The organism is Larkinella punicea (assembly GCF_003334855.1).
GTDB classification, from domain to species: domain Bacteria; phylum Bacteroidota; class Bacteroidia; order Cytophagales; family Spirosomataceae; genus Larkinella; species Larkinella punicea.
This window is the reverse complement of sequence record NZ_QOWE01000029.1, coordinates 18,046-43,507: the sequence shown is the minus strand read 5'-3', so window position 1 is coordinate 43,507 and position 25,462 is coordinate 18,046. Positions and strand designations below refer to the sequence as shown.

19 protein-coding genes are annotated in these 25,462 nt (G+C 52.3%); 12 read left to right on the top strand and 7 right to left on the bottom strand.

Going from position 1 to position 25,462, the window contains the following annotated elements:
• Positions 1-2,889: a TolB-like translocation protein gene (locus tag DUE52_RS27490; RefSeq protein WP_229312335.1), complete on the top strand. Its 2,889-nt coding sequence runs from the start codon at positions 1-3 to the stop codon at positions 2,887-2,889.
• 450 nt (positions 2,890-3,339) lie between these two features.
• Here DUE52_RS27490 and DUE52_RS27485 read toward each other — a convergent pair whose 3' ends face one another.
• Positions 3,340-4,221, bottom strand: a complete 882-nt coding sequence (locus tag DUE52_RS27485) for a bifunctional 5,10-methylenetetrahydrofolate dehydrogenase/5,10-methenyltetrahydrofolate cyclohydrolase (RefSeq protein ID WP_114409300.1) — start codon at positions 4,219-4,221, stop codon at positions 3,340-3,342.
• A gap of 190 nt (positions 4,222-4,411) precedes the next feature.
• Between DUE52_RS27485 and DUE52_RS27480 the strand changes: the two genes are divergently transcribed.
• Positions 4,412-4,756, top strand: coding sequence for a hypothetical protein (locus DUE52_RS27480; RefSeq protein ID WP_133299958.1), 345 nt, complete (start codon positions 4,412-4,414; stop codon positions 4,754-4,756).
• A gap of 58 nt (positions 4,757-4,814) precedes the next feature.
• Positions 4,815-5,705 (top strand): YitT family protein, encoded by an 891-nt coding sequence (locus tag DUE52_RS27475; RefSeq protein ID WP_114409298.1) that lies wholly within the window; start codon positions 4,815-4,817, stop codon positions 5,703-5,705.
• Here the strand turns inward: DUE52_RS27475 and DUE52_RS27470 are convergent.
• Together DUE52_RS27470 and topA are read right to left on the bottom strand one after the other, a co-directional pair.
• Positions 5,683-6,393: an SIR2 family NAD-dependent protein deacylase gene (locus DUE52_RS27470; protein ID WP_114409297.1), complete on the bottom strand. Its 711-nt coding sequence runs from the start codon at positions 6,391-6,393 to the stop codon at positions 5,683-5,685. The genes DUE52_RS27475 and DUE52_RS27470 overlap by 23 nt on opposite strands.
• 164 nt (positions 6,394-6,557) lie before the next feature.
• Positions 6,558-9,110, bottom strand: coding sequence for a type I DNA topoisomerase (gene topA / locus DUE52_RS27465; RefSeq protein ID WP_114409296.1), 2,553 nt, complete (start codon positions 9,108-9,110; stop codon positions 6,558-6,560).
• A 424-nt stretch (positions 9,111-9,534) separates the two neighbouring features.
• Here topA and DUE52_RS27460 point away from each other — a divergent pair, with 424 nt between their 5' ends.
• From DUE52_RS27460 to DUE52_RS27425, 8 genes are all read left to right on the top strand, one after another.
• Positions 9,535-11,253, top strand: coding sequence for an LIC_10190 family membrane protein (locus tag DUE52_RS27460; RefSeq protein WP_114409295.1), 1,719 nt, complete (start codon positions 9,535-9,537; stop codon positions 11,251-11,253).
• A 60-nt stretch (positions 11,254-11,313) separates the two neighbouring features.
• Positions 11,314-12,087 (top strand): glycosyltransferase family 2 protein, encoded by a 774-nt coding sequence (locus tag DUE52_RS27455; RefSeq protein ID WP_114409294.1) that lies wholly within the window; start codon positions 11,314-11,316, stop codon positions 12,085-12,087.
• 206 nt (positions 12,088-12,293) lie between these two features.
• Positions 12,294-14,561: an aconitate hydratase gene (locus DUE52_RS27450; RefSeq protein WP_114409293.1), complete on the top strand. Its 2,268-nt coding sequence runs from the start codon at positions 12,294-12,296 to the stop codon at positions 14,559-14,561.
• A 236-nt stretch (positions 14,562-14,797) separates the two neighbouring features.
• Positions 14,798-16,135 (top strand): sensor histidine kinase, encoded by a 1,338-nt coding sequence (locus tag DUE52_RS27445; RefSeq protein WP_114409292.1) that lies wholly within the window; start codon positions 14,798-14,800, stop codon positions 16,133-16,135.
• A gap of 128 nt (positions 16,136-16,263) precedes the next feature.
• A complete protein-coding gene (locus DUE52_RS27440; RefSeq protein ID WP_114409291.1) occupies positions 16,264-17,412 on the top strand; it encodes an FAD-dependent monooxygenase in 1,149 nt (382 codons plus the stop codon).
• Between the two features lie 27 nt (positions 17,413-17,439).
• Entirely contained in the window at positions 17,440-18,009 is a 570-nt protein-coding gene (locus DUE52_RS27435) for a Crp/Fnr family transcriptional regulator (RefSeq protein WP_114409290.1), read from the top strand.
• A gap of 156 nt (positions 18,010-18,165) precedes the next feature.
• Positions 18,166-18,516, top strand: coding sequence for a hypothetical protein (locus DUE52_RS27430; protein WP_229312334.1), 351 nt, complete (start codon positions 18,166-18,168; stop codon positions 18,514-18,516).
• Positions 18,517-18,526: 10 nt separating this feature from the next.
• Positions 18,527-18,997, top strand: coding sequence for an SRPBCC family protein (locus tag DUE52_RS27425; protein ID WP_114409288.1), 471 nt, complete (start codon positions 18,527-18,529; stop codon positions 18,995-18,997).
• A gap of 9 nt (positions 18,998-19,006) precedes the next feature.
• Here DUE52_RS27425 and DUE52_RS27420 read toward each other — a convergent pair whose 3' ends face one another.
• From DUE52_RS27420 to DUE52_RS27405, 4 genes are all read right to left on the bottom strand, one after another.
• Positions 19,007-19,783 (bottom strand): LytR/AlgR family response regulator transcription factor, encoded by a 777-nt coding sequence (locus DUE52_RS27420; protein WP_114409287.1) that lies wholly within the window; start codon positions 19,781-19,783, stop codon positions 19,007-19,009.
• A gap of 163 nt (positions 19,784-19,946) precedes the next feature.
• Positions 19,947-21,005, bottom strand: coding sequence for a sensor histidine kinase (locus DUE52_RS27415; protein WP_114409286.1), 1,059 nt, complete (start codon positions 21,003-21,005; stop codon positions 19,947-19,949).
• A 30-nt stretch (positions 21,006-21,035) separates the two neighbouring features.
• Positions 21,036-22,085 carry a sensor histidine kinase gene (locus tag DUE52_RS27410; protein ID WP_229312333.1) on the bottom strand — a complete coding sequence of 350 codons (1,050 nt, stop codon included), beginning with the start codon at positions 22,083-22,085 and terminating at the stop codon, positions 21,036-21,038.
• Positions 22,086-22,100: 15 nt separating this feature from the next.
• Positions 22,101-23,171 carry a sensor histidine kinase gene (locus DUE52_RS27405; RefSeq protein WP_133299957.1) on the bottom strand — a complete coding sequence of 357 codons (1,071 nt, stop codon included), beginning with the start codon at positions 23,169-23,171 and terminating at the stop codon, positions 22,101-22,103.
• 187 nt (positions 23,172-23,358) lie between these two features.
• Here DUE52_RS27405 and DUE52_RS27400 point away from each other — a divergent pair, with 187 nt between their 5' ends.
• The gene (locus DUE52_RS27400; protein WP_114409284.1) at positions 23,359-25,437 is read left to right on the top strand and encodes a TonB-dependent receptor; all 2,079 of its coding nucleotides are present in this window, start codon (positions 23,359-23,361) and stop codon (positions 25,435-25,437) included.
• The last annotated feature ends 25 nt before the right edge of the window (positions 25,438-25,462 follow it).

Genomic DNA, 25,462 nt, shown 5'->3' with positions numbered 1-25,462 from the left:
ATGCGCTATTGGTTGCCGGTTTTTCTGCTTACAACCCTGTCGGCTGCGGCTCAGACCCTTCCCGTTCTGGATCAAAATCCCCCCCGCCTGCACTGGTATCAACTGCAAACACCCCACTTTCGGGTTCTGTATCCAACCGGTTTCGACCAAACCGCCCAGCAAACCGCCCGGCGTCTGGAGCAGGTGTATGAACCCGTCAGTGCGACGCTGCAAAAAAAGCCCCGCAGGTTGTCGGTGGTTCTGCAGAACCAGACCATGATCAGCAACGGCTTTGTGACCATGATGCCCCGGCGCTCGGAGTTTTTTGCCATTCCGTCTCAGGACCCTTTTCTGGCCGGAAATCTCGAATGGCTCGATCTGCTGGCCGTTCACGAGTTCCGGCACGTCGTTCAATACGATAAAGCATTGCAGGGACTGACGCGGCTGGCGTATACGGTTTTTGGAAATTCCGCCTTCACGGCCCTGACGCTGGGCGTGCCGGACTGGTTTTGGGAAGGCGACGCCGTGGGTACGGAAACCGCTCTGACGCTGGGAGGTCGCGGGCGAATTCCGAACTTCGATCTGGGCATGCGGGCCAATTTGCTGGCCGGAAAGCGGTTTAGCTATTCCAAAGCCGTCGGTGGATCGTACCGCGACAATGTACCCAATCATTACGTTCTGGGATACTTTATGTCTACCTATTTAAAACGGACCTACGGTGCGGATGCCTGGAGCAGCGCCCTGAATCGGTATTACCGGTTTCCGTTGTACCCGTTTTCTTTTTCCAACAGCGTTAAAAAAACGACGAACTACCGGATTGAAGAACTCTACCGGCGGTCGATGGCCGATATCGAAGAAAGCTGGCGGAAACAACAGGAAAGTCTGCGTTTAACCGATGCGGTAACGTTTCCAGTAAACGCATCGGGAAAGGTGTTTACCAATTACCAATATCCGCAGTATGTCTCAGACCACGAGGTGATTGCCTTGAAATCCGGGTTGGGAGATATTGCGCAGTTTGTACGGCTGGATCGGAATGGCATTGAATCCAAAGTCATGGTACCCGGTTTATACAACAACCCCGAAATGTTGTCGGTGGCGGCCGGAAAAATCTGCTGGACCGAATTCCGATATGATGTCCGTTTCGGGCAACGAATTCAGTCCGAGATCAAGCTCTTCGATTTGAAATCCCGCCAGCTCAAACGATTGTCCAGCCACAGCCGCTATTCGGTGGCGTCTCTGTCGCCCGACGGAACCCGGGTGGTGGCCGTCCGCAACGACGAATCGTACCAAATCCGGCTGGTCATTCTCGACGCCCAAACCGGTCAGGAACTGCGGGTTCTGGATAATCCACAGAATGACTTTTATGGTCAGCCCCGCTGGCAGGACGACAACCGAACGCTGGTGGTGGTGACCCGCACCAAATCCGGAAAAACGATTCAATCCATTGATTCTGAAACGAATATTCGACGTGATTTGATGCCGGTTTCCGGTCAGAACATCAGCCACCCCCAACCCTGGAAACAATATGTTTTCTACAATTCGCCCCAGTCCGGCATCGACAACCTGTATGCGCTCGACACCAAAACCGGTCAGTCGTACCAGGTAACCTCCCGACCGCTCGGGGCCTATCACCCGGCGATCTCTGCCGACGGGCAGAAACTGAGCTTCCATGACTTTCACGCCGAAGGCTACCGCATCGCCGAAATGCCGCTCGATCCGTCCCGGTGGACTCCCGTGGGTCAGGTTCGTGATGGCGCCGTCCGGTATTTTGGCCCCTTGATCAGCCAGGAAACGGGTGGTGCGCAGGTGAGGTCGGCTCTGGCCGATTCGCTGCCCCCGACGACCGATTTTCCCAAAAAACGCTTTAACCGCCTGTTGAACGCCGTCAATGTGTATAGCTGGGGGCCGGTGGTGAGTTCTGACGGCCAAAGCGGAACGGTCGGTTTGCGGTCGCAGGATCTCTTGAGTACGACTCAAATCGACCTGGGCGTGGGGTATGACCAGTCGGAACGAACGGTGAATTACTACGGAAATCTCAGCTATCAGGGGTTTTTTCCGATCATCGACCTCGGTTTTCAGCGGGGCCGCCGGTCCACGTCCGTCTACATCGACCGCCGGGCACCGCTCGATTCGTTGCGGAGCGACGCCTGGAATTACAACCAGTTGAACGCCGGCATCCGGATTCCACTACAACTCACGACCTCAAAATATTTTCAAAGCGCTTCTTTGTCAGCGTATTATAACTTGCAGCAGGTCAGCGGGTATGACCTGCCGGTGCGTCCCATCACGGAAGTGGGTTTTGACCGCGTGCTGCATGGCATGTCCTACGCGGCATCCTATTCGCGTACGCTGAAACAGAGCAAACGCGACGTTGGCCCCCGCTGGGGACAGGCGGTTTCGGCCGTCTGGCGAAACACGCCGTTTGGCGGAAAACTGACCGGCGAGGTGTGGGCGGTGCAGGGCAGTCTGTATTTTCCGGGGGTCGGAAAACACCATTCATTGCGGCTGCGGGCGGGCTATCAACAGCAAATGCAGGGAACGTACCGGTTTGCACCGGCGGTTTTCTATCCGCGCGGTCAGTCCTATGTGAGCTATGACCAGTTGATGGCAGGCAGTGTGGAATACCGCCTGCCGCTGCTCAATCCCCACTGGTCGATTGGGCGCTGGCTTTACATCCAACGCGTCAAAGCCACCGGTTTTTACGATACCGCGCAGGGGGAGAGTCAGGTGCTTGTGCAGGGGCAAAACCGGGTCGTTACCGATCAGTTTTATACAACGGGGCTGGATCTTTCGTTTGTCTTCAACGTCATGCGGTTACGCACGCCGTTCGAAGCGGGGATGCGAACCATCTACAACCTCAAAACCGGTGAACTACTGCTGCAACCGCTGGTGATCGGAATTGGCTTTTAGCATTGAGTGATTTGTGATTGAGCGATTGAGTGACAATACATCCTTCTCATCGCTCAATCAGTAGTGTACGAAGGATGCATTTTTTTCCACCCTCTTTGGCTGTTGGCGTAGAACGATCTTTAGAATGGTTTTTTCTGATGCTGTAACGCGAATGAGGGGTTGCTGGCCGCGTAGCGGACGGATGTTTGTAACGAAAAGACTACCCGGTTCCTCCCGCGTGCCTTTGGGTACGCAACAGGCAGGTGCAGGTGATTGCGTACCCAAAGGCACGCGGGCTTTCTTGATGGCACACTGTGGCTACAAACATCCGTCCGCTACGCGGCCAACCACCCCTCATTTGCGTTAGCATCGACAAGCGTTTGCAAAATCGTGACCAAAAAAGGGAAGAAAAAACGGTTTACCAATCATTTTAAATCCTTCGTACAGTACTGTCACTCAATCACAAATCACTCAATGATAAACTTCCTTGCGGGCCGATTTCAGCGTATTTTGCATTAGGGAGCAGATCGTCATCAGGCCGACGCCACCGGGAACCGGCGTGATGAAGCTCGTTTTGGGAGCTACCTCGTCAAATTTCACATCACCTTTCAGCGCAAAACCGCTTTTTTTGGAAGGATCCGGAACGCGTTCCAGCCCCACGTCGATTACCACGGCCCCTTCCTTCACCATGTCGGCGGTGATAAATTCCGGTCGGCCCAGGGCCGCTATCAGAATATCGGCTGAACGGCAGATTTCGGGCAGATTCTGCGTCCGGCTGTGGGTCATGGTCACGGTGCAATTGCCGGGATAGGTGTTGCGCTGCATCAGAATGCTCATCGGCAAACCCACAATCTGGCTGCGACCCACCACCACGCAATGTTTGCCGGCGGTTTCGATCTGATACCGTTGCAGCATTTCCAGAATGCCCTGCGGAGTGGCCGAAATATAAGCCGGTAAGCCCTTGGCCATGCGGCCAATGTTGATCGGATGAAAACCGTCCACGTCCTTGGCGGGATCAATGGTTTCCATGACTTTGTCGGCCGAAATGTGGGCGGGCAGGGGCAACTGAACAATCAGACCATCCATGTCCGGATTGGCGTTTACGGCCTGAACAGCATCGATCAGCTCCGCTTCGGAAACCGTATCATCGAACCGGATGAGCGTGGATGCCATGCCGATTTCTTCGCAGCTTTTCATTTTGCTGGCAACGTAGGTTTCACTACGCCCCGCCGTGCCGACCAGAATGGCGACCAGGTGCGGAGTTTTGCCGCCCTGGGATTTGATTTCGGCGACTTCTGCCGCGAGTTCCTGTTTGATTTGTTGGGAGAGAACTTTTCCGTCGAGGAGTTGCATGCGCTAATTCGATAAAACGCAAAGGTAGCGGTTTTACACAGACGATTGACCGGATTTCTTCCACATTGTTTGAAAGCAGGCTGGTTTTTAAGCGAAAAATTTAGTATACTTGTAAAAACCGCATTGTGGCTTTACCTATCGTTTTACTAAAAATGGTTCGTTGATGAAGTTTTATCGCCCCCTTTTTCATGTGATTTCTTTCCTCCTGATCGGGTGGACATTGGCTTCATGGGCCAAAATGTCCGACGGGCGTGTGAAGGAGGAGTTGTCCGTGAAAGTGGCGACGATCGATGTGTCATCCGGGTATGAACTGACGGATCATCTGACAGACGGATTTGCGCACTTGATTGTTCACGAAGCCCTGGTCACTCCCACGGTTTCTCACCAGGTACCGCTGCCCTTTTTTGCAATTATTGCTGCGATTTGGGTGTTGATCAAGCCCGTAGCCCTTTTCCTCCGGCGCGACGTTTTCTATTATTTCTTCTCCTGGTTTCGGCGTCTCTTTGGCCACCAGATCGCCATTAACGCCCCCTGACCTTCCTGAGATTGATAATCAATTAATTAATTAATTATCCACCATCAACTCAGGAATTATGGTAAAGAAACGCATACAACGGGCTCGTAATTCGGCCGTTTTTCGGGAAATAAAAGAGGTTATATTGATTGTTCTGGGCGTACTCAGCGCCGGAATGGGACTGAAAGGATTCTTGTTACCCAATGATTTTCTGGACGGGGGCGTAATCGGTATTTCGCTGCTGCTTCAAATTAAAACCGGCATCGACCTGGCCATTCTGGTCGTGGTGGTCAACATCCCGTTTATCTGGATGGGATTCCGTCAGGTATCCTGGACCTTTGCCCTCAAAACCGCCGTCGCCATTGGATTGCTGGCTTTGTGTCTGGCTTTTATCCCGTATCCCGTCGTGACAACGGATAAACTGCTGATTGCCGTCTTTGGCGGTTTTTTCCTCGGTGCCGGCATTGGACTGGCCATTCGGGGGGGCGGAGTGCTGGATGGGACGGAGGTGCTGGCGATTTATGTGAGCCGCCGTTCGCCCCTGTCGGTAGGGGATGTCATCATGATCATCAACGTCCTGATTTTTGGGTCTGCCGCCGTGTTCATCAACGTCGAAACCGCCCTTTACGCCATGTTGACGTATCTCTCGGCCTCAAAAACCGTCGATTTCATTATTCACGGCATTGAAGAATACATCGCCGTCATGATCGTTTCGGATCGGCACGAAGAAGTGCGCCAACTGATTACGGAAGAACTCGAACGCGGGGTTACCGTTTTGAAAGGTGAAAAAGGATTTGGCAAACGCGGCATGCGGGAAAACGACATCAATATTCTGTATGCCGTTGTTACCCGGCTGGAAATCACCCGCTTAAAAGATAAAATCAGCGAAGTCGATGAAAAAGCCTTTCTGATTGAACACAGCATCGCCGACGTAAAAGGCGGGATGATCAAGCCCCGTCCGCTGCATTGACGATCAACTGCTCGGCCAGCCGCGACAAACCCGTCGTGGCTGGTTCGGGAATAAACGTCAGGTTTTTGCGGGGACGTATATCCGGCACGTTCGGATCGACCACATAAATCGGGACGCCCGGCCGGACGTAGTCGATCAAACCGGCTGCCGGATAAACCACCATCGAGGTGCCGACGATGATCAGAATGTCGGCGGCATGGGTCAGTTCAACGGCGGTTTCCATCATCGGCACGGCTTCGCCAAACCAGACAATGTGGGGGCGCAACGGCGCCCCTTTTTCACAGCGGTCGGTTCGTTTCAATTCCCAGCCATCGATGTCGTAAATTAGGTTTTCATCCCGCGTACTGCGCGACTTGAACAGTTCGCCGTGCAGGTGAATTACGTTCGATGAACCGGCTTTTTCATGCAGATTATCAACATTTTGGGTGATGATGGTTACCTCATAGAACTTCTCCAGGGATTTCAACGCCAGATGGCCGGCATTGGGTTTCGCATCAAGGGCCTGTTTCCGGCGTTGGTTGTAAAAATCAAGCACCAGATCCGGATCTTTCGCCCAGCCTTCGGGCGTGGCAACATCCTCGATGCGGTGGTTTTCCCACAAACCGTTGGAGTCGCGGAAGGTTTTCAAACCGCTCTCGGCACTGATCCCGGCTCCGGACAATACAACCAGTTTAAGACGTTTGGGCATGGGGTACACCAATTGAATAGGCCTTCAAAATAGTGCATCTTTCGGAAACAAAAAAGCGGTAACTTTTTGGAATAACCGCTCTGGAAGGAAACCAATTGAGAGGTAATGACAAAAAAAGCCACTCAATCTTGATTGAGTGGCTTCGTATCTACAACGGGCCGTATTTATTTCTTTTTCACAGCGGTTTTCTTGGCCGCAGCGGGACGCGTTGCCGGTGCTTTCGTAACCTTCTTCGCTTTGGGTTTTTCCTCAACACCGGTGTCACCCGCCAGTTTCAGACAGTCTTCCAGAGTGAGGGTGGCCGGTTCTACGTCCTTGGGTATTTTGACATTCCGTTTTCCGATGGAAATGTAGGGGCCATACATGCCGTTGACGACTTTCACCGCCGGATTTTCCGGAAACTCCTTGATATATTTATTGCTCTCCGTCAAGCGTTTGGCCTGAATCAGTTCGATGGCGCGCTCCAGCGTCAAACCGGCAGGCGATTCACCTTTCGGGAGCGAAATGTATTTGTCGTCGTGTTTGACATACGGGCCAAAACGGCCTTTCCCGGTGGAAATCAGCTTGCCTTCAAACTCCCCGATGGATTCGCTGATGTTTTCCAACCGCTTTTGCTGAATCAGTTCGACGGTGCGTTCGGCCGTAATCGTGTAGGGGTCGTCATCTTTCGAAAGCGAGACGTACTTGTCGTCGTGCCGGACATACGGACCAAATTTGCCAATGCCAATCACCATTGGTTTGTCTTCAAAAAAGCCGACTTCGCGGGGCAGCGAGAACAGATCGAGGGCATCTTCGAGCGAGATGGTTTCGATCAACTGGTCTTTTTTGAGGTTGGCAAACTGCGGTTTGTCCTCGTCGGTGGCTTCGCCAATCTGGACGTACGCACCGTATTTGCCCAACCGGGCCGACACCTTTTTGCCCGATTCCGGGTGAATTCCCAAATCACGGCTACCCGGTTTCGAACCCGTCAGGGCGGCACCCTGCACGGTTTCAACGTTCCGGTGGAAGTCGCCGTAGAAATTCTGAATCATGTCCTGCCAACCCATTTTGCCGTTGGCGATCTCATCAAATTCCTTCTCGACGTTGGCCGTAAACTTGTAGTCGACAATGCCTTCGAAATATTCGACCAGAAAATCGTTCACCACCAGCCCCATGTTGGTTGGGAAGAGCTTGGCTTTTTCGGAACCGTAATTTTCCTTGCCGGTTTTTTCCTCAATTTCGCCCTTTTTCAGAATCAATTCCTTGAAATCGCGCTCTTTGCCGGGCCGGTCTTCCTTGATGACGTACTGCCGTTTGACAATGGTCGAAATCGTCGGCGCGTAGGTCGACGGCCGTCCAATGCCCATTTCTTCCAGTTTTTTCACCAGACTCGCTTCCGTATACCGGGGCGCGGGGCGGCTGAATCGCTGGGTGGCTTTCATCTGATCCAGATTCAACACCTGACCAATGGAAAGCGGAGGCAGCATTCCCTTGCTTTCTTCGTCTTCGTCGTCGGTCGATTCCAGATACACTTTCAGAAAACCGTCGAACTTGATCACCTCACCTTGTGCAATCAATTCTTCCGGGGTGGTCGAAATACCGATGGTCGCAGTTGTCCGTTCCAGTTGTGCATCGGCCATCTGGGAGGCAATGGAGCGTTTCCAGATTAGGTCATACAACCGTTGCTCGTTGCGGTCACCACCGGCGGTTTTGACCGAAAAATCGGTCGGTCGGATGGCTTCGTGGGCTTCCTGCGCCGATTCGGATTTGGTTTTATATTGGCGGGTATGAACGTATTTCTCCCCAAAATCGGTCGTAATCGCCTGTTTCGCCTTGTCGATGGCTTCCTGCGACAGACTGATCGAGTCGGTCCGCATGTACGAAATCTTCCCGCTTTCATACAGTTTCTGCGCCAGCGTCATGGTTTGCAAAACCGAAAACGACAATTTGCGGGAGGCTTCCTGTTGCAGCGTGGAGGTGGTAAAGGGCGGTGCGGGCGATTTTTTGGCGGGTTTGGTTTCCAGATTCTTGATCGTGAAAATGGCTTCCCGGCATTTGTCCAGAAAAGCGCGCGCTTCGTCGAGCGTGGCAAAGTTTTTGGGCAGTTCGGCGTTCAGAATCTTGCCGTTGTCGACAATAAACTGGGCCGTTACCTTGTAGCTGGATTTGGTGCTGTGACCGTCGATTTCGCGTTCACGCTCCACAATGAGCCGAACCGCGACCGATTGCACCCGACCCGCCGACAAGGCCATTGAACTGCCTGATTTGATCTTTTTCCACAAAACCGGTGACAATTCAAACCCCACCAGCCGGTCGAGAATGCGCCGGGCCTGCTGGGCATTGACTAAATCAATATCGATCAGACGGGGTGAATCGATGGCATTCTGAATTGCTTTTTTGGTAATCTCATGAAAAACAATCCGTTTGGTATCATCTTTCAGACCCAAAGCCTCTTTTAAATGCCAGGAAATGGCTTCTCCTTCGCGGTCGTCGTCCGTTGCGAGCCAGATTACTTCAGATTCCTTTACCAGTTTTTTCAATTCACTGATAACCTGACGTTTATCAGGGGAGACTTCATAGATCGGACGAAAACCATTCTGGATGTCAATCGCCATATCATCTTTAGGTAAATCCCGAACGTGACCATAGCTCGATTTCACCACGAAATCTTTACCCAGATACCCTTCAATGGTCCTCGCCTTCGCGGGTGATTCCACGATAACCAGGTTTTTTGACATATAAATTCAGGTTGAATGTTAAAACTGCACCGACAATCGGTCCCCACGTCTCGTGCCAAATATAGAAGCAAAAGCCGTAATACTTACAAATCTTAGGCCGGGAAAGGTGGCCGGGCGGGTGATAGTTGCGGCTTGATAACGATTTTAGGGGGTTATTCGTTCCGGAAAACCAGGTAAAAATGATCCTCTCTGACCGCATGATCGGGGCTAAAAACCCCTTTCAGACAACCGCTTTGCCATTTTAACCCGCTATTTTTTATAATGTTGAAACGATTCGTTCCCTCGGCCACAAACCCGGATTTGAAAAGAAATAAATTTATTTGTGAAAGGAACCCTTAAAATGCCTAATGTTGAAAGATGAAACGATCCGCCATGGCCACTTCGGCGGACGATCTTACGATTTTAATCGCTTCAATATCTTAAAATGATACTTCTGATTCTGTGGGCGTTTCTGGCGTCCGGTTGTTTTGCATATGGTTTATTTTTCTACAGCGTATTGATTCGATGGCGGTTGATCGATGGTTCGGAACCGGTCAAAGGAAGTGATCTGATTTTAGTCGGTTTGTGTCTGCTGGTTCTATTCGTGCAATTAGCCTCCATTTTTTTACCGGCCAATCATTACCTGGCGCTGGGCTGGCTGGCCGGGGCGGTTTTGATGGCCGTCGGGTCTCCGTCAGCGGTTTCGGCCTACCTCCGGCGGTTTACCCGGCAGCAGAAGCAGATTCCTTTATTCTGGCTATTTGTCGTTGTCGTACTGCTTTATTCGGCTCTCGAACCGGCTAACATCGACAGTGGTATGTATCATTTGCCTTCCATGCGCTGGTACGAACGGTTTCGGGTCATTCCCGGTCTGGGCAATCTACACGGACGGCTGGCGTTTAACTCCAGTTTTCTGGTTACGTCTGCGGCCTTTGGATTTACGGACTGGGCGGGTCAGACGCTGTTTCCGCTCAACGGATTTCTGTATCTCGTCGTCTGCTGGCGACTCTTGAGTCAGATTCGCTCGGCCACGCCCGTCCGGTTTCTGGCTGTCGTCATTCTGAGCCTGCTTCTTTTTTACCAGATCCGGCAGGTTTTTTCGCCGACGCCCGATGTCTGGGGGGCGCTGCTCCCCATCACCATTTTCATGATCTGGCTGGAACTTCGACCGGTTTTTTCCATTCGGCACGTCCTGCTCTTTATGCTGGTTTGGGTTTGCATCACCGTCAAATTAGCGACGATTCCCATTGCGCTGGGTCTGATGCCGCTGGCCTGGGCGGTCAGAAAACAGCTTACCGTCCGTCATTTCGTGTGGCTGGGCGGATTGGGCCTGCTGACGGTTTTGCCCTGGATGGTTCGGACAACAATTCTGTCGGGCTATCTGCTATATCCTTTTCCGGCACTGGATCTGTTTTCATTCGACTGGGAAATTCCGGTTGAGCGGGTGCGTTTCGAAAAGGATTTTGTCGAGTTCTGGGCCAAATTCCGGATTATCGAACCGTATTTTGATGCTTCACGCCTGAAAACCCCGGCGTCGGAATGGATTCCGGCCTGGTGGCAATACAAGGACTATTATTTTCTGAACAAACCAATCTGGCTGCTGGCCGTCGTGTCGCCTTTTCTGGCTCTAAGCCATTTTTTCAATCCGGCGCGCCAAACCCGGTTTCAACCGCTGGTAGTTCCGTATGGAGCCGCCCTGGCCGGTTTTCTGTTCTGGTTTCTGTCGGCGCCGGAATTCCGGTTCGGGTATGCCTTCGTCTGGATGACCGCTTTTTTGCCCCTCTTACCGTTCTTTCCGGCCAAAACCAACTTCTGGAACATCATGCCCTGGACCAACGCCCTGGTGGTGGGGCTGATCGGCATTTTGATGGGGTATTATGGATATGTTGTTCTCTGGAAAGAAGGATTTCCACTGCAAACCTACGCATTGTTGCCCAAACCGCTGACGTATCGCAGCCACGGCACGGCGACCGAAATGTTCACCCGCCATCGCAGCCAAAGCGGTTTGGTGGTGCTGATTCCGAACAACACGCCCATCGTCCAGAGTTGTTACGAACTGGAAGCACCCTGCTCTCCCTATTTTTATCCGGATCTGGAATTGCGGGGCCAAACCGTCGCGGACGGTTTTCGGAGTACACTCGTCAGACGAAATAAAAATTTGTAACCGTTTTGTCAATAAAGTAAATAAAAGCTGTTAAAATAGGGGATAAACTCACTTTTCTCTATGCTTTTATCGATTATCATTCCCGCTTACAACGAGGAAAAAACCATCGGCTTCGTTTTGAAACGAGTGGCCGAAGTGGGCCTTCCTGGTCAGTTGAGTCGGGAAATTATCGTCGTTGACGACGGTTCTACGGATCAAACCGAACCGATTGTCCGGCGATTCAATGAAGATCATACCGACATAACCGTTCGATACATCAAACAGGCTGTCAATCAGGGAAAAGGAGAGGCTCTGCGGGTAGGAATTCAATGCGCTCACGGGAATTTTATCATCATTCAGGACGCCGATCTGGAATATGATCCCGAAGAATACGGCCATTTGCTGCAGCCGTTGCTGGCGGGTCGGGCGGATGTGGTATACGGATCCCGTTTCATGGGCGGGCGACCCCACCGGGTGTTGTATTTCTGGCATACCGTCGGCAACCGGTTTCTGACGCTGCTCTCGAACATGCTCACCGATTTGAACCTGACCGACATGGAAACCTGTTTCAAGGTGTTTCGCAGCGAAATCATCAAATCGATCGACCTGAACGAAAAGCGGTTTGGCTTCGAACCGGAAGTGACCGCTAAAATTGCCCGCATTCCGGGCATCCGGATCTACGAAGTCGGCATATCCTACTACGGCCGAACGTATCAGGAGGGCAAAAAAATCGGCTGGCGTGATGGGTTTCGGGCCATTTTCTGCATTTTGAAATACAATTTGCTGGACTGGAAACCCCGCTCGCAAACCGACCTCACGATGGACACCCCGAATGCCATGTCGAGTAGTAATTGACGCCACCGGCCTTGTTTCTACAAATAGGCTTGTAAAAGGGAACAGAATAGCGATAACGTTTACAAATTATCGGGAAAATTCCATCCTGTTTTATTTTAGAATGAAAATCACCTAATTTTGACACGCTCATCGGGAAACTCATTTTCCGGTAGCCGGTGTTGTTTATTTAGATACATTTTACTATTCACTGCTAATTCCTCCTGTCTATGGCTTTTGATTTTGACATGATTCAGCGCGTATACGACGGTTTCGGCGAACGTGTCGAAGCAGCCCGGCAAGTGGTGGGCCATCCGCTCACGCTGTCGGAAAAAATATTGTACGCCCACCTTAGCAACGGAATCGCCCAAAAGGCGTTCAATCGGGGCAAAGATTACGTTGATTTTGCCCCCGATCGCGTGGCAATGCAGGATGCAACGGCCCAGATGGCATTGTTGCAGTTTATGCAGGCCGGCCGTTCCAAAGTGGCTGTACCGTCAACCGTTCACTGCGATCACCTGATCCAGGCTGAAGTGGGGGCTGTGCAGGATCTGGAAAATGCCAACAATAAAAACCGGGAGGTATATGCCTTCCTGGCTTCGGTGTCCGACAAATACGGAATCGGTTTCTGGAAACCGGGTGCCGGGATTATTCACCAGGTCGTAATCGAAAACTACGCGTTTCCGGGCGGTCTGATGATCGGGACGGATTCGCACACGCCGAACGCCGGTGGGTTGGGCATGATTGCCATTGGGGTCGGTGGTGCCGATGCCTGTGACGTGATGGCCGGTTTGCCCTGGGAGCTGAAAATGCCAAAGCTGATCGGTATCAAACTGGTCGGAAAATTGTCGGGCTGGGCTTCCGCGAAAGACATTATCCTGCGCGTGGCCGGTATTTTGACCGTAAAAGGTGGAACGGGCTGCATCGTGGAATATTTTGGTGAAGGCGCAGATAGTCTGTCGGCCACCGGAAAAGGCACCATTTGCAACATGGGTGCCGAAATCGGAGCAACGACGTCGATCTTTGCCTATGACGAAAAAATGGGCGATTACCTCCGGGCAACCGACCGCGCCGATGTGGCCGATGCGGCTCATGCCGTTCGTCAGCACCTGCGTTCGGACGACGAAGTATACGCCGATCCGGCTTCTTACTACGACCAGGTGATCGAGATCAACCTGTCGGAACTCGAACCCCACGTCAACGGTCCCTACACGCCGGATCTGGCGTGGCCGCTGTCGAAATTTGCGCAGGCCGTGAAAGAAAACGGCTGGCCCGAAAAACTGGATGTCGGTCTGATCGGTTCCTGCACCAACTCGTCGTACGAAGATTTGACCCGCGCGGCTTCAATTGCCCGCCAGGCCATTTCCAAAAATCTGAAAACCCATTCCGAATATACCGTAACGCCGGGCTCGGAACTGGTTCGGTTTACGACCCAGCGCGACGGTTTACTGACGACCTTCGAGCAAATCGGCGGTGTTGTTCTGGCCAATGCCTGCGGACCCTGTATCGGTCAGTGGGCGCGTCACATCGACGATCCGAAACGTCAAAACTCCATCATTACCTCGTTCAACCGGAACTTCGCCAAGCGGAACGACGGTCTGGCCACCACCCACGCGTTTGTGGCGTCACCCGAATTGGTGACGGCGATGGCCATTGCCGGTAGCCTGACGTTCAATCCGATGACGGACAGCCTGGTTAGCGAAACCGGCGAATCGGTAATGCTGGATGAACCGGAAGGAATCGAATTGCCTGTCAACGGTTTTGCCGTGGATGACGCGGGTTATCAGGCTCCGGCCGAAGATGGCAGCGGCATTCAGATTGCCGTTAGCCCGACTTCGGATCGTCTGCAATTGCTCGAATCGTTCAAAGCCTGGGAAGGAACCGACCTGACGGGTCTGAAACTGTTGATCAAGGCGAAAGGCAAGTGTACGACCGACCACATTTCGATGGCAGGTCCGTGGTTGAAATACCGGGGTCACCTCGACAATATTTCGAACAACATGCTGATTGGTGCGGTCAATTTCTACAACGAAAAGACCAATACCGTCAAAAACCAGTTGTCAGGCGAATTTGGCGAAGTGCCAGCCGTGCAGCGCGCTTACAAAGCCGCCGGCATTGGTTCGATTGTGGTGGGTGACGAAAACTACGGCGAAGGCTCCTCACGTGAGCACGCGGCTATGGAACCCCGGTTTTTGGGTGTTCGGGCCATTCTGGTGAAGTCATTCGCCCGGATTCACGAAACGAACCTGAAAAAGCAGGGCATGTTAGCCTTGACGTTTGCCAATCCTGACGACTACGAAGACATCCGCGAAGACGACACGATCGACATTCTGGGTCTGACGGAGTTCAGCCCGAACGGTCAGTTGACGATCCGGTTGAACCATACCGACGGAACGAGCGAAGAATTCCAGGTCAATCATACCTACAACGAAACGCAGATCGAGTGGTTTAAAGCCGGTTCGGCCCTGAACCTGATCAAGCAAAAGCAAAACGCATAAATTGTTGCGATAACGTGTTTGAAAGAGTTGTTTCGCGGAGTTGAGCGGAGTAAAAAGGAGTTAAACAGAGAAATTCTAAAAGAAAACTCTGCTAAGCTGTTTTTTACTCCGCTCAACTCCGCGAAACAACTCTTTTTTATATACACTTCACCCACCATTTATACCGTTTCATCGAAAAAAGAGTTGATTCGTTGGTAAGTTTGCCGGTACCTTAACGCACAAGCCCAGCGTACCCTATGACCTATGAATTCTGGCAACCCATGTTTGTCGGCATGGTAATTTCGATCCTGCTGATCAATGTCGTCCAGTGGGTTACTTACCGGGAGCGCATTTACGGGTTATATACGCTTTACATGCTGACCTGGCTGACGTATTTCGCCATCCGGTTCGATGGCTTCCAGGAAGCGGTTTCTCTTTCCAACAACGATTGGTATTTCATCCGGGGCTGTGCGCCCATGATCGCGTATTTCATTTATTTTGGCTTCACCGACGCGTTTATCGGACTGCGGAAACGACTGCCGGATTTGTTCCGGATCTTCCAGTACACCCAGCTTTGTATTGCCCTTTACGTGATTCTCCAGTTTACCGTCTGCTACCTGCGGGAAGACTGGTACCCCATGGTTTATGACACAGCCCACACGGCCATTCGCTTGGGAATGATCGGTTTAGCCGTGTACGGGATCTACAGAATTTTGCAGTTGAAGGATACCGTCGCGCGGTATTTCATCATCGGCTCGGCCTGTCTGATGGTGGGAGCGGTGACCTCAATGATATTAACCTATCTGGACACCTATGCCGGACCCCATTCGCCATTCTGGACGGCTCCACTGACTGCCATCCAGATTGGCATCATCCTCGAACTGGTTTTTTTTTCGCTGGGATTGGGCTATCGCCAGCGAAGAGCCGCCATTCGAACGGCGGTTCTGGAACAGAAAATAGAACGGCAGCAGGAAAAACACGAGCGGAAACAACTCGAAACCGAACTATCGGTTCAGCAACTGCGGCAGGAGATGTCCGAAGTCCAGATGCGGGCGTTGCAGTCGCAACTGAATCCGCATTTTTTGTTCAATTCTCTCAACTCGCTCTCGTCGCTGATTGCCGATGAACCCGTGAAAGCCGAGCAGTTTGTGGATGAAATGGCGAGTGTCTACCGCTATATTCTGCAAACCAACGACGTTGAATTGACAACACTGAAACGCGAACTGCAATTTATTCATTCGTATTTTCATCTGTTGCAAACCCGGTATGCGCGGGGCATTTCCCTCAAAATCGAGGTGGATGACGCCTTTTTGACTTCACGGCTTCCCCCGCTGACGTTGCAATTGCTGGTGGAAAATGCCGTCAAACACAACATTGTCTCCAGCGAGCTTCCGTTGAAAATCCATATTTTTACGACCGACTCCGCTTTGCTGACGGTTCGGAATAATCTGCAAAAAAAATCAGTCGACCGGGTCAAATCGACCCAGAAGGGTTTGCTCAACATCCTGACAAAATACAAAATGCTGGGCCACTCGGCGCCTGTGGTGGAAGAAACCGATCGCGAATTTATTGTCACCCTGCCTTTAATCCCCTAGGAGAGTCGGTTCAGTGGGGGCTTTTTCCGTTTCAGTGAAGTTGAAATGGGTTTGGTGGGTTTTATGGGGCAAATTTGCGCTACAGGTAACACATACGTCCAAGCGAAAGTCTTATAAAGAACCACATCATGAAAAACACGAATCGGTTTACCATCGTCGGTGGTGGTATTGCGGGCCTGACCACCGCCATTGCCCTGCGAAAAATCGGGATTCGGGCGACGCTGTTCGAGGCCGCACCGGCCATTAAACCGCTGGGGGCGGGGCTTGTACTGGCCGCCAACGCCATCAAGGCGTACCAAAAGCTAGGCATTGCGGAGGCCATTCTGCCCGCTGGCCGCGTCATCGACACGTTTGTCATTCGGGACGAACAAGGTCGTGCGATTACCCGCACCGACAGTCGGGCTGTCAGCCAAAGATACGGAACCGATAATTTTACCATTCACCGGTCCACGCTGCACCGGGTTTTGCTGGACCAACTGATTGGTAATCCGGTCATTCTGGGCAAACGGGCCATTTCCATCGATCAAAGCAGCGACGGTGTCATCATGCGGTTTGACGACGGAACCGTACACCAGACCGATTACCTGCTGGTGGCCGATGGCATTCATTCGGCCATTCGCCAGCAGTTGCTTCCCGATTCCAAACCGCGTTACGCCGGCTATACGTGCTGGCGGGCGGTGGTGGACGGCACTGGCCTGGATCTAACCGAAGCCACCGAAACCTGGGGTACCCAGGGCCGGGTGGGCATTGTGCCGCTCGCCAACAACCAGATTTACTGGTTTGCAACGGCCAACGCGCCCGCAAACGATGGACAGATGCGAACCTTTCGGGTCAATGACCTAAAGACCCGGTTTGCGGACTATCACGCGCCCATTCCGGAAGTTATTTCCCGAACCGCAGATGGCGGCTTACTCTGGAATGACATCATCGACCTGAAACCCCTGCCCCGGTTTGCCTTCGGCAACGTATTGTTGCTGGGCGATGCCGCGCACGCTACGACGCCCAACATGGGGCAGGGAGCTTGCCAGGCCATTGAAGACGGGGTGGTTCTGGCCGACGAACTGGACCGGGGTGGTACGGTTTCCGACGCTTTTAAACGGTTTGAGCAACGGCGGCTGAAGCGAACGCATTCGATTGTGGAGAAATCCCGGCGCATTGGCCAGGTAGCCCAGGTGCAGCATCCCTGGCTGGCGGCCGTGCGCAACGGTTTGTTTCGAATGTTGCCGGATTCCCTGAACGAACGACAGTTGGAATCCTTGTATAAAGTGGATTTTTAAGTATATTTCTGCCCCAACTCATTCTCTATGCATCGGGTTCTGTTCAATATTGAACGCATCGTTCGGCCGTCCAGCGAAGAAAAAACCGCTTTTGAGCAAATCATTCAGTACCGCGTGCTGGCTAAAGATGAGCTGTATGTGCGGGAGGGAGACGTTTGCAATACCATCGGCTTTATCGAAAAAGGGTGCGGGCGGTTATTTTACGAAATCGACGGCTGGGAAGTCTCGAAAGAGTTTTTGTTTGAAAATTCGCTCCTGGGTTCGTTCGTCGGTTTTTTTACCCAGAAACCGTCCCATGTCAATGTGGCGACGGTGGAAGAAACGCACCTGCTCGAAATGCAATACGACGACGTCATGGCGCTTTGCCGAACCTATCCGACCTGGCAACGCTTTGCTACCTTGCTGCTGCAGGACCAGTTGATGCGGGTTGAAAAACGGGAGGCTTCCCTGCTGAAAGAGGCCCCGGAAGACCGGTATCGCCGGTTGCTGGAAGAACACCCGAAAGTATTGAATCGCATTCCGCCGGAATTCGTCGCCAGTTATCTGGGAATTACCCCCGAAACGCTGGGCCGTTACCGGTCGGGTATCGGGGTTTGAAGTATATTTGTGGTTGATTGTGGTGACATCAAATCGTACGGATGAATTCCGACACCTAAGGTACATGATGCTGTGAATGAAATAAGCAGAATAAAAAACGAAGAAGGGGACGTTTACGCCATTTTACGGTATGAACCCACGAAGAATTACCTTCTCATGAAGTGGATCGGCTTTTGTACCGACGACGAACTGATGCAGGCGACGCTGAAAATGCTGGAATGGCAGCAGGCCGAAGGGCAGCAGCGGGCTTGCCGGTTTCACGTACACGACACGAAGGAGTTTGACGTGGCCTGGGCCGGAACCGTCGACTGGATTGTGAATGACTATTTCCCGAAGATTCATGCGGCCGGGGTGCGTTACAACATCAGCATTGTGTCACCGGATTTGTTTTCAAAACTGTCGTCGGAAGCCCTGTTTGAAAAAAGCAACCCGGTGCTACCCACCAAATTATGCGAAACGCTTTCGGAGGCCGAACGTTTCATGGCCGGGCAAAACCCTAACTTCTAAACCGCCTTTCATGATTACCGTTCGTCATTCCGAATTGATTCGATTGCCGTTAACGGAGGTCTACGGGTTGCTGGGTTGTTATGAATACGATCTGCTCTGGCGCAGTAATTTGTTCGCCATGCAGCAGGACGCACCCGGTTTGGCCCGCTCGGGCATGAAACTCCGGCAGGAAGTTCGGCTTTTTGATCAGGAAATGACCATTCTGGCTGAGGTTACGGCAGCCGCCCCAAACCGGCGGACGGCCCACGAAAGCGTCGATAGCCCGGTTGAACTCTGGGAACAGCGGTTGTTTGAGCGGGTGGACAAAGAAACCCGGGTCACATACGAGTTGAGCCTGGAACTCAGAGGCTGGCAGCGGTTGATGGCGCCTTTGTTGATTCACCAGTTGCAGCGGCAGTTTCGGAACGATCTGATCCGGGCCAAACAATTGCTCGAAGACACCCCAAATCCGCTGATCGAGCTGCCGAAACGGCTTTTGTAGCGACGGTTTTTATTTTCCCATCCACTTCTTAAACTCCGTGGCACGCTCGCGGCTCACCAGCACCTCCTCTTCGGGAGCCGGTTTTAACGTCAGTTTCAGTTTGTTGTTGAAGTACGGATGGATCTGCTGAACGCAGTTGATGTCGACGATGAATTGCCGGTTGGCCCGAAAAAACTGCAGCGGATCGAGCATCGCTTCGAGTTCATCGAGTGTGTAGTCTACCGAAAATTTCTGATTCGTTCGCGTCCGGAACAGGCTGACGCCTTCTTCCGAGTAGAAATAAGCGATGTCGGCCACTTCGACGGGCATCCACTGCGAGAGGTGTTTGACCAGAAACCGCTTGCGGTATTCGGCGGGCTGAATCTGCTGACGGAGTTGCTGCACGAGTGCGTCGATGGCCATGCGGCCGCCGGTTTCGGGTTCGGCGGGATTGCGCAGTTTGCGGTGTTTTTCCAGACTCGCTTCCAGTTCGTGCCGTTTGATGGGTTTCAGCAAATAATCGATGCTGTTGACCTTGAAAGCCCGCAAGGCATATTCGTCGTAGGAAGTCGTAAAAATAACCGGCGATTCGACCGGCGTCTGCTCAAAGATTTCAAAGCTCTGTCCGTCAGCTAATTCGATGTCCATCAAAATCAGGTCCGGCGTCGCGTTGTTTTGCAGCCATTGGACAGATGCGCGCACGCTGGCGGCCGTTCCAACAATCCGGATGGAATGATCGACGTCCTGCAGCAGTTTGGTCAACTTACGGACAGCCAGTTCTTCGTCTTCAATTACCAGTACATCCATACGAATCGGTCGTTATTTTTTTCAGGGAGGAGGGTTAAGGTGTTACGGTTCAAATCGTACCTACAAGTAGCAGATTCAGCTCGTTTTTTCCAAATCACCTTCCGTTGAAACCGCAAATTGGTGGGTCAAACCGGTATTGTCCGGCCATGAAATGCATCCGTCCTCAGTTGACGCCAATCCGTTCCTGCAGCAGGGGAAGGGTCACAATAAACTGCCCGTCTTTTTCTTCAATAATCGGACTGGGTTGTTTCAGTAGTTTGTATTTGGACGTAATGTTTGACAAACCGACGTGGTTCGATTCCACCCGAACGATTTTGCGTTGCAGGGTATTTTTGATCTGTAAAAAACCGTCCGTTGTCTCGATTCTAATTTTCAGGGGTTGTTCCGGCAACATCGTGTTGTGCTTGACGGCATTTTCGACCAGCATTTGCAGCGTCAACGGAGGCAGCAAAGCGTCTTTGTCCTCCTCCCGGACCGCTACTTGTAGAGAGATGCCCGGCCCGTAGCGGGTTTTGAGCAAATGGTAGTAGGAGTCGATAAAATCCAGTTCTTTCCGAAGGGGCGTCAGTTCGCGTTCGTTGGTTTGTAACAGGTAGCGGTAGACACTGGCCATGTCGTCGACAAAGGCTTCGGCCAGGTTCGGATTTTCGGAGATGAGCGACGAAAGCGTGTTGAGTGAATTGAACAGAAAATGCGGATTCACCTGGTTTTTCAGCACCTCAAACCGGCCCTGCCACTGCATACGGAGCAAAGCTTCTTTCTCAAGATTGGTTTTCCGCCATTGAATAAACAGATAAGAACCTTCGTAAATGCCGATGTATAAAAAGTGGTAGAAAATCTGAATGCCGATGGTTTCCAGGTAGCTGATGAAGAAATTAACATCCCAATCAAAGGTCGATTCGCCGTCGTGCGGATAAATTAATCGGTGACCAAAAAAACGGAGGAAATACCCAATGTTGACCAGAATGGGAAACGCCAGCAGCAATAAATACAACCGATACCGGGTGTTGGCCAGTCCCGGATGCCGCAACTGAATTCGCCGGACGAGCCAGCGGGTTATGTTCCAGCAAATATAACCGGCGGTAATTCCCACGATCAAATACCGGATCAACTCGATGCTGGTGTAACTGAGCAGCAGTTTAACCCGAAAAAATAACGCCCCAAAAAAGAACAATACCAGTGGCCCCGTCAACCGAAGGCGGGTATCGTTAAAAGTCATCATAGCATCGGATTAAAAGCCAGGCATTCGGGTTTATTTCAGTTCGTTCATCATGAGCGGTAGGGTGACACAAAAACTGGTTTCCGTGTTCAGGATTTCCAGATTTCCCTGCCCCAGCAATTGGTATTTTGTGGCAATATTGGCCAATCCGACTCCGTTGGAAGCCACGCGCAGGTTTTTTAACTGCACATTATTTGAAACAATCAACCGACCGTTTTTTGTGGTTTCAATTCGTATTTGAAGTGGTTGGTCGGAAAGAATGATGTTGTGTTTCACCGCGTTTTCGACCAGCATCTGGAGCGTCAGGGGCGGTAATTGCGCTTCTTTAAAGCCATCGGCTATGCGCACTTCCAGATTGATGCCATTTCCGTACCGGGTTTTCAGGAGGTGGAAATACGATTCGATAAATGTCAATTCATCACGTAGGCTGGTCAGGGCGTTTTCGTTGGTCTGCAACAAATACCGGTACACACTCGATAATTCCTCGATAAACAGTTCCGCTTTGTCGGTGTCTTCGTCAATCAGGGACGAAAGCGTATTGAGCGAATTGAACAGAAAATGTGGATTGACCTGTTGTTTTAAACTGTCGAGCTGGCTTTGCAAATTCGCTTTTTTAAGTTTTTCGGTTTCGCTGATGGTTTGCGACCATTTCTCAAAAGTATAGACACTTTCGTGAACGATATTAGCGACAATGTTGCCGATGATCCCCAGGGTAATTGCCCAAAAAAGCCGGTTGCTGTCGAAGGTATAGCCCGGGAAATTGATCCACTTATAAACATAAAATAGAAAGGTTATGGCGGCCGACGACATCAGAATATGGATCGAAAGGGCCAGACACATGCGCATCCAGGTCTGGCGAATGTGCGGAAACCGTTTGCGGAGATAAACCGCCGGCAAGGCATGGAGAAAAAAAGCCGGTGTCCAGATGAGTGTCGTCAGCAGAGAAGCACCCAGAAAAATATCCAGCCGTTGAAAATAGGGCTTCCCGAGCATCATATAGTTCAGGAAAAGGTAATAACCCGGCAAAAGGCCGAGTGCGATCCAGGTGTCACGGTTGGTATAACGGATAGATTTCAGGCCCACATCGGTAGGGAAAAGTCAGGGTAAATTTACCAAAAAATCGGCACCTTTAACGATTAGCGGCACCCGGACGCTAAACTGTCGGCCGTCGTCGGTGATCACCGGGCGCGGCAACCGCAGGAGGGTAAACCGCTCGGTGAGTTGCCGCAACCCGCCGGGCTGCTTGTTGACCTGTACATTTTTTCGCTGAATGTTATTGGTCACCCGCAACGCAACAATCCCGTCGTTGATTTGTGCTTCGGCCTGGAGCGAAATCACGAGCGGTCGGTCGGCCAGAATGATGTTGTGGCGGATGGCGTTTTCGATCAGCGTTTGCAGGCTAAAAGGCGGCAGATAACACTCCAGCAGGTACGATTCGATGCCGATGTGCAATTCGATGGCCGGGCCATAGCGGGCTTTTAACAGGTAAAAAAACGAGTGGATGAAGTTCAGTTCCGTTTGGAGCGATACGAGTTTGCGCTCATTCGATTGCAGCAGATACCGGTATACGCTCGATAACTCTTCCAGAAATTTGTTGGCCTGCTGCTTGTCTTCGGAAATCAGAGCCGACAGCGAATTAAGACTGTTAAACAGAAAATGCGGATTGACCTGACTTTTCAGGCTGTCGAACTGCCCCTGAATCCGGGATTTCTGAATCGCTTCGGCTTCGGCAATCGCTTTGCGGTATTGTTGCAGGTAATAAATAATTTCGTAGGTCGTACCCAGAATCAGGGAACAAAAGATACCGATTCCGATGTAAGCCTGATAAACGCGGGCCGTGATGGGAATAATGGCCAGCCCGGTCAGATCGGTCAGAAAGATGAACAGCGACTGGCACAAAACCGCCAGCAGCCCGTAGCCGGTAAAGGTGATGACTATCCGCCGGAAGGCATGCCGGGCGTCCGGGAATTTTTTGCGCACATAATGCACCCAACTCACGGAACCTTCCCAGGCCAGGGTCATGTAGGCCATGCCAATAAAGACCCAGCCTGAATACAGAACCGGGTTATGCTGGTAATCTTTCAGGTAAAGTATATTGCCCAACAGCACCATCAGCGGGATTCCAATCCAGCGGAGCCATCGGTCGTTCGGTCTTTCCAACGTCGTCACGTACTTTGCAATGGTTTATTATTTTTTGTAAAATAAATGGTAGTTAACCGTTGGCTCAATACAGATTGGATTGAAACGCCGACTTTTGGGGTTGAATTGAGGTTAGTTGACCCTAAAGAGTATAAAATCATTTTGAGCGATTAGTTTTACGTAAGAATCCCAGAAACAACCCGAATCCGGCAAAGACATGCTTAAATACAGTTTACTTTTTCTATTTCTGCCCATTTCCCTCTTCGCCCAGCAAACGCCGTCCAATCGTTCCGTCACCGATTCCATTCAACTGGCGGAAGTAACCGTCCGGGGTTACGAAACGAACCGCCCGCTGCTCGAAACGGCGGCATCGGTCAATGTGTTGTCTGGTAAAGAACTGAATCAGCGGTTTGGCACCCCGGCCCTCGTTCCGGCTTTCAACACCCTGCCGGGCGTCCGGATGGACGAACGATCGCCGGGCAGCTACCGGCTTTCGATCCGGGGGAGCCTGATCCGGTCGCCATTTGGCGTTCGGAATGTCAAAGTCTACTGGAACGAATTGCCGATGACCGATGCGGGGGGCGGCACCTACCTGAACGCGCTGGACGTTCGTTCCATTGGCCGGGTGGAAGTGATCAAAGGCCCGTCGGGCAGTTTGTACGGGGCCGGAACCGGCGGCACGGTTTTGCTCAGCGGGCAGGCCAGCCCTTCGGGCGACCAGGCCAACCGGGCCGAAGTGAGCGCGCTGGCGGGTTCCTACGGGTTGTCGGGCCAGAACTATACGATTCAAACCGGTCAAAATAATTCGGCTATTTCGTTGAATTACGGGCATTTACAGTCGGATGGCTACCGGGCCAACAGCCGAATGTACCGCGATAATCTGTCGTTGAGCGCCACTTTTGCCGTTAACCCAAAGCAAACGGTTTCGGTCATGGGGTTATACTCGGATCTGATGTACCAGACACCGGGCGGGTTGACCCAGGCGCAGTTTCTGGCCGATCCGCGCCAGGCCCGGCCTTCGACGCGGGTCACACCCGGCAGCGTGGACCAGCGGGCAGCCATTTACCAGAAAACCGGCTATCTGGGCTTCTCGCACCAATACCGCTGGAACGACCGGATTCAAAACACGACGGTTTTGTTCGGTTCGCTGACCGACTTTGCCAATCCTTTTATTACCAACTACGAAAAACGCGCCGATCAGGGCATTGGGGGACGGACGGTGACGCGCTGGCAGATGATCGAAGCAGGCGTTCCGACCCAACTGGTTTTTGGGGGCGAATGGCAGAACAATTTCACCATCACCCGCAATTATGGCAACCGCCGGGGTCAGCCCGACACGCTGCAGTCGGACGACGAATTCCGGGCGTCGCAGTCGGTTTTGTTTGCCCAGTTGGAAGCAAACCTGCCGTTTGGCATCATTGCCACGGCCGGGTTGAGTCGCAACGAGGTGTCGTACCGGTTTACCCGGTTTTCGGATCAACCCATTGTTTCCCAGCCCCGCGGCTTTCAGCCGGTCTGGTTGCCGAGGGTGGCGCTGTTGAAGAAAATTGGCGATCATGTGTCGGTTTTTGCCAGCGTCAGCACCGGTTATTCCGCCCCCACGATCCAGGAAGTCCGGCCATCGGCCGGAACCTTCAACCCGACGCTGGAGCCGGAGCAGGGTACCAACCTCGAAGCTGCGGTGCGCGGTCAGTTGAACCGGTTTCAGTTCGACCTTGCCGTGTATCAGTTCCGCTTGCGGCAAACGATCGTCCGGCGGTCGGTGGAAAGCGGAGCCGAATACTTCATCAATGCCGGGGCTACGAATCAAAAAGGGCTGGAAGCCCAACTAGCCTACAATTTGGTGGTTCCGAAACCGGCTGCCTTGTGGCAAACCGTCCGGGTCTGGAACAGCACCACGGTGACCAATTACCGGTTTAAGAATTACCAGCAGGGCACCGCCGATGTGTCGGGTAACCGCGTTACGGGCGTACCCCCGTTGGTGGTGGTCACCGGTTTCGACGCCGAAACCCGGCTGGGATTCTACGCGCACCTGACGCACCAGTTTATCGATAAATTCCCGCTCGATGACGCCAACGCTTTTACGTCCGATATCGCCCGGATGCTGAACGCGACGCTGGGGTTCCGGAAAACGCTGGCCAAACGCTGGACGCTCGATGCGTATGTCAGTGGGGATAACCTGCTCGATCAAACCTACAGCCTGGGCTATGACCTGAACGCTTTTGGTGGCCGGTTTTACAATGCCGCCCCGCGCCGGAATTTTACGGGAGGGGTGAGGCTGGCGGTTCGGTGGTAGGCGGGTTTATTTAGGATTCTGCGTT